At 72.2% G+C, this 4,627-nt stretch carries 5 protein-coding genes; 1 reads left to right on the top strand and 4 read right to left on the bottom strand.

What is annotated here, in order from left to right:
* Positions 1-2,008, bottom strand: a 2,008-nt coding sequence (locus MFF42_RS23085; protein WP_238258057.1) for a putative bifunctional diguanylate cyclase/phosphodiesterase, incomplete at its 3' end; no start/stop codon positions are given.
* A 261-nt stretch (positions 2,009-2,269) separates the two neighbouring features.
* Here MFF42_RS23085 and MFF42_RS23090 point away from each other — a divergent pair.
* A complete protein-coding gene (locus MFF42_RS23090) occupies positions 2,270-3,187 on the top strand; it encodes an alpha/beta fold hydrolase (RefSeq protein ID WP_238258059.1) in 918 nt (305 codons plus the stop codon).
* A 4-nt stretch (positions 3,188-3,191) separates the two neighbouring features.
* Here the strand turns inward: MFF42_RS23090 and MFF42_RS23095 are convergent, their stop codons facing one another.
* The 3 genes from MFF42_RS23095 to MFF42_RS23105 all read right to left on the bottom strand — a co-directional run.
* A complete protein-coding gene (locus tag MFF42_RS23095) occupies positions 3,192-3,893 on the bottom strand; it encodes an SDR family oxidoreductase (protein WP_238258061.1) in 702 nt (233 codons plus the stop codon).
* A 106-nt stretch (positions 3,894-3,999) separates the two neighbouring features.
* Complete coding sequence (locus MFF42_RS23100; RefSeq protein WP_238258063.1) at positions 4,000-4,443, bottom strand: nucleoside deaminase; 444 nt, start codon at positions 4,441-4,443, stop codon at positions 4,000-4,002.
* Positions 4,443-4,627, bottom strand: a 185-nt coding sequence (locus MFF42_RS23105; RefSeq protein ID WP_283206919.1) for a phosphoribosylglycinamide synthetase C domain-containing protein, incomplete at its 5' end; no start/stop codon positions are given. The genes MFF42_RS23100 and MFF42_RS23105, both read right to left, overlap by 1 nt.

The raw sequence follows: 4,627 nt of genomic DNA on the forward strand, positions 1-4,627 counted from the left end.
GGTAGCCCTGCACCTCCTGCGCCCCCTCCGCCCGGACGGTGGCGAGCTGCGGCTCGGTCTCGACGCCTTCGACCAGCGTCGTGATGCCGAGGCTCGCCCCCAGGCTGACGATGGCGCGGATGATCGCGCCGGCCTCCGACTGGGCGGCGCAGTCGCGCACGAAGGAGCGGTCGATCTTGATCTTGTCGAAGGGGAAGCGGCGCAGGTAGCTGATGGAGGAGTAGCCGGTGCCGAAATCGTCCATGGAGATGCGCACGCCGAGCTTGCGCAGGGTGTGGAGCGTCTCGAGATTCGCCTCGGTGTCGTCGAGCAGCACGCTCTCGGTGATCTCCAGCTCCAGGCGGCTCGCCTTGAGGCCGCTGCCCGCCAGCGCGCCGAGCACGCTCTGGACGAAGCCGCGGTGGCGCAGCTGCAGCGGCGAGACGTTGACCGCGACGCTGATCTCGCCGGGCCAGGCGGCGGCGTCCCGGCAGGCCTGGTGCAGCACCCACTCGCCGATCGGCACGATCAGCCCGGTCTCCTCGGCCAGCGGGATGAACACCGCCGGGCTCACGAGGCCGCGCTCGGGATGGTGCCAGCGGAGCAGCGCCTCCATGCCGGTGATGCGGTTGTCGGACAGATCCACGAGCGGCTGATAGTGGAGTTCGAAACAGTCCTGCGCGAGCGCCTCGCGCAGTTCGCGTTCGAGGCCGAGCCGCTCGCGCATGGTCTCGTCCATCTGCGGCTCGAACAGGCGGACGGTGCCGCGCCCCTCGGTCTTCGCCTCGTAGAGGGCGAGGTCGGCCTCCTTGAGGAGGCGCTCGATATCCTGCGGGACATCGCACGCGGCCAGGGCGATGCCGACGCTCATCCCGATCTCGACGACGATCCCGTCGAGGGCGTAGGGCGCGGCGACCACCTCGATCAGGCGCTCGGCCAGTGCCGCGGCCCCGGCCGCATCCTCGACGCGGGAGAGCACGGCGAACTCGTCGCCCCCGAGCCGCGCCACCACGTCGTGGCTGCGCACATGGCCCCGCAGCCTCTCGGCCACCGCCCGCAGCAGGTGATCGCCGACCGCGTGGCCGAAGCTGTCGTTGACCGGCTTGAACCGGTCGAGGTCGAGGCAGAGCACGGCGAGCGGCGACTCGGCGTCGGTGCGCAGCGCCTCGATCCACTCGGCGCCGATCTCGCGCAGGCGGGTGCGGTTGGGCAGGTCGGTGAGGCCGTCGTGGCGGGCCATGTGGATGATGCGCGCCTCGTTGCGCCGCCGCTCGGTGATGTCCTCGAAGGTCGCCACCCAGCCGCCGCCCTCGGCCATGGGCCGGTGGGTCACGGCGATGACCCGCCCGTCGGCGAGTTCGCGCAGCACCGATTTCGGCCCGTCTCCGGTCAGCGACGTGCGGGTGCCTTCGCTGATCGCGTCGACCGTGACGCCGCGCTTGTAGCACCCGATCGCCACCAGCGCCTCGATGATGGCGCGCTGGCTCATGCCGACATGGACGGCGTCCTCGGGGAGGCCGAAGATCTCCAGGTAGCGCCGGTTCCACACCAGGAGCCGCTGCCTCGCATCGAACATGCACAGGCCCTGGCTCATGTTCTCCAGGGCGGCGTCGAAGCGCCGGTTCTGCTCGCTGAGCTGGGCATGGGCCTCGACCAGGGCGATCCGGGTCCGGTGCTGCTCGCTGACGTCGCTGCCGACGCCCCGGTAGCCCAGGAACTCGCCCTCGGGCGAGAAGACCGGGCGACCGCTGATCTCGAACCAGCGCGGCGCGCCGTCGGGATGGCGGTAGACGTAGGTCAGCTCGCGGAACGGGCGGCGCGCGGCGATCGTCTCGCTATAGGCGGCGAGGCCCGCCCCCTCCTCCTCGCAGATCAGGGCCGACCGCGCGGTCCCGATCAGGCTCTCCGGGCTGCGGCCCAGCAGGCGCTCGGCCCCGGAGGAGATGGAGCTGAATCGATCCTCGGCATCGGTGGCCCAGAGCCAATCGAAGGCGATTCGCGCCAACTCTTCGATGTCATTCAAAGGCATGGTATCACCGTAGGTGGGCCGGATCTTTGATCGAAAATGTAAATATTTCCTCCTGCTCACGACTTGATCATCCTGCCCAAGATCTGGTCCACCCGGTGACGTCGAAGACGAGGCCTGCCGGACGATTGCGTCCGGACCGCATGTTTCCGTCAGGTCATCTCACTCAATCTCAGATTGCTGAGCCGCGCCGTCGATCCGGCCTGCGGAGCTTTCCTCCCGACGAACCGTTGTCCGCGGCATGGACGCGACGGAGGCTGGCGGATGGCAGAGGGCGACGACCTGTTTCCCGGTTTCGAGCCGCTCTGGATCGAGGGGCCGGCGGGCCGCTGGTTCGGCCGGGCCGGCGGCCCCGAGACGGCACCGCCGCTCCTTCTGCTGCACGGCTTCCCGCAGTGCCACGCGATGTGGCACCGGCTGGCGCCGCGGCTCGCCGAGACGCACCGGGTCATCGTCCTCGACCTGAAGGGCTACGGCTGGTCGGCGGCGCCCTCTTCCGAACACGGGGCGAACGCCTACGCCAAGCGGCGGCTCGGGGCGGAGATCGTCGCGGTGATGGAGCGGCTCGGCCATGTCCGCTTCGCGCTGGCCGGCCACGACCGCGGCGCCCGCGTCAGCTACCGCCTCGCCCTGGACGAACCCGGCCGGATCGAGCGGCTGGCGATCCTCGACATCGTGCCGACCGAGGTGCAGTGGACCCGCATCGAGGCGAAGCCCGGCGCGAACCCGCACTGGCCGTTCCTGTCGCGCCCGGCCCCGGAGCCGGAGGACGCGATCCGCCGCGACCCGGACGCCTATTTCGAGGGGCTGCTGCGCGGCTGGACCGCCGCGGGCGACCTCGCCGTCTTCGACCCGCGGGCGCTCACGCTCTACCGGCAGGCCTGGAACGTGCCCGAGCGCATCCACGCGATGTGCGAGGATTACCGGGCGGGCGGCGCCGACGGGCCGGACCGCGCCGCCGACCGCGACGACCTCGCCGCGGGCCGGACCCTGGCGATGCCGGTGCTGGTGCTCGCGAGCGAGGCCTATCTCAACCGGGACAGGCCGGAGCCCGCGCTGACCGTCTGGCAGCGGACCTTCGCGCCGAACGCGCAAGGCGTGCAGATCGCCTCGGGCCACTTCATGGCCGAGGAGGCGCCGGAGCCGACCTTGCAGGCGTTGCGGAGCTTTCTGGCGGCGTAACGCCTCAGAAGCGCTCGACCCACGGCCGCAGGGCGATCTCGTCGGTCCAGGCGCTGCGGTCCTGGCGCAGGAGGGCGAGGTAGCTTTTCGCGATCGCGTCCGGGTCGAGGGTCGCGTCGGGCTGCCCCTCCGGATCGGGCCGGCCCTCGGCGCGGATCGCGCCGTCGATCACGATGTGAGCGACGTGGATGCCCTGGGGCTGCCACTCGCGGGCGAGGCTCTGCGCCAGGCCGCGCAGGGCGAACTTGCCCATGGCGAAGGCGGCCGACCCCGAAAACCCCTTCACGCTCGCCGAGGCGCCGGTGAACAGGATCGCGCCGTGGCGATGCGGAAGCATCCGCCGGGCGGCGGCCTGGGCCACGAGGAAGCCGCCATAGGCCGAGACCGCGAGCGCGCGGGCCACCGCCTCCGGATCGAGATCGACGGTGGCCCCGCGCAGCCGGCCGCTGGCGTTGTAGACCACCACGTCCGGCGCGCCGCCGAGCGCCGGTTCGAGCCGGGGGAACAGGGCCTCGACCGCGCCCGGATCGGTGGCGTCGCAGGCATGGACCACCGCCCCCGTCTCCGCGGCGAGGGCGTTGAGTTTTTCGGTGTTGCGCGCGGCGAGGCCGACCTTCAGCCCCTCCGCCGCGAACAGGCGCGCCAGGGACGCGCTCAGGCCGGGGCCGGCCCCGACGATCAGGGCGCGCTGGTAGGTCGGGACCATGGGAGGGGCTCCGGTGCGTTGCGGGGACGAAAGACGAACGCGCCGCGGTCGGCCGGGGTTCGCCCCTCGAAGCGGCGCGGGCGTGACGTCGGACGATCCTCCCGGCTCACCCCCGCCGCTGCGAGAAGAACGCTTTCAGGAGTCCCGCCGCCTCGTCCTCGCGAAAGCCCGAATAGACCTCCGGCGCGTGGTGGCAGGTCGGCTGGTTGAACACGCGGGGGCCGTGCTCGACGCCGCCGCCCTTCGGATCGGAGGCGGCGTAGTAGAGCCGGCGGATGCGGGCGAAGGCGATCGCGCCCGCGCACATCGGGCAGGGCTCCAGGGTCACGTAGAGGTCGCAGCCGGTGAGCCGCTCGTCCCGGAGCGCGGCGCAGGCGGCGCGGATCGCCAGGATCTCGGCATGGGCCGTGGGGTCGGACAGCGTCCGCGGCCGGTTGCCCGCGACGGCGAGCACGGTCCCGTCCCGCACCACGACCGCGCCGACCGGCACCTCGCCCAGAGCCGCGGCCTCACGGGCGGCGGCGAAAGCGAGGTCGAGGAAATCGGGCATCAGCCGCCGCCGGAGGCCGCCTCCCGGGCGACCTCCCGGCCGCCGATGTCGCTGCGATAGAACCCGTCCGGCCAGTCGATCCGCTGCACCGCCGCGTAGGCGCGCTCCTTCGCCTCCCCCACGGTGGCGCCGAGCGCCGTGACCGCGAGCACCCGCCCGCCATCGGCCAGCAGCCGGTCGCCGT

Origin of the sequence: Methylorubrum podarium (genome assembly GCF_022179745.1) — a bacterium.
Lineage (GTDB): Bacteria > Pseudomonadota > Alphaproteobacteria > Rhizobiales > Beijerinckiaceae > Methylobacterium > Methylobacterium podarium.

What these genes read in the sequence shown, in the direction of transcription:
- MFF42_RS23090 (WP_238258059.1), top strand. Translation starts at nt 2,270, where the DNA reads ATGGCAGAGGGCGACGACCTGTTTCCCGGTTTCGAGCCGCTCTGGATC.
- MFF42_RS23095 (WP_238258061.1), bottom strand. Translation starts at nt 3,893, where the DNA reads ATGGTCCCGACCTACCAGCGCGCCCTGATCGTCGGGGCCGGCCCCGGC.
- MFF42_RS23100 (WP_238258063.1), bottom strand. Translation starts at nt 4,443, where the DNA reads ATGCCCGATTTCCTCGACCTCGCTTTCGCCGCCGCCCGTGAGGCCGCG.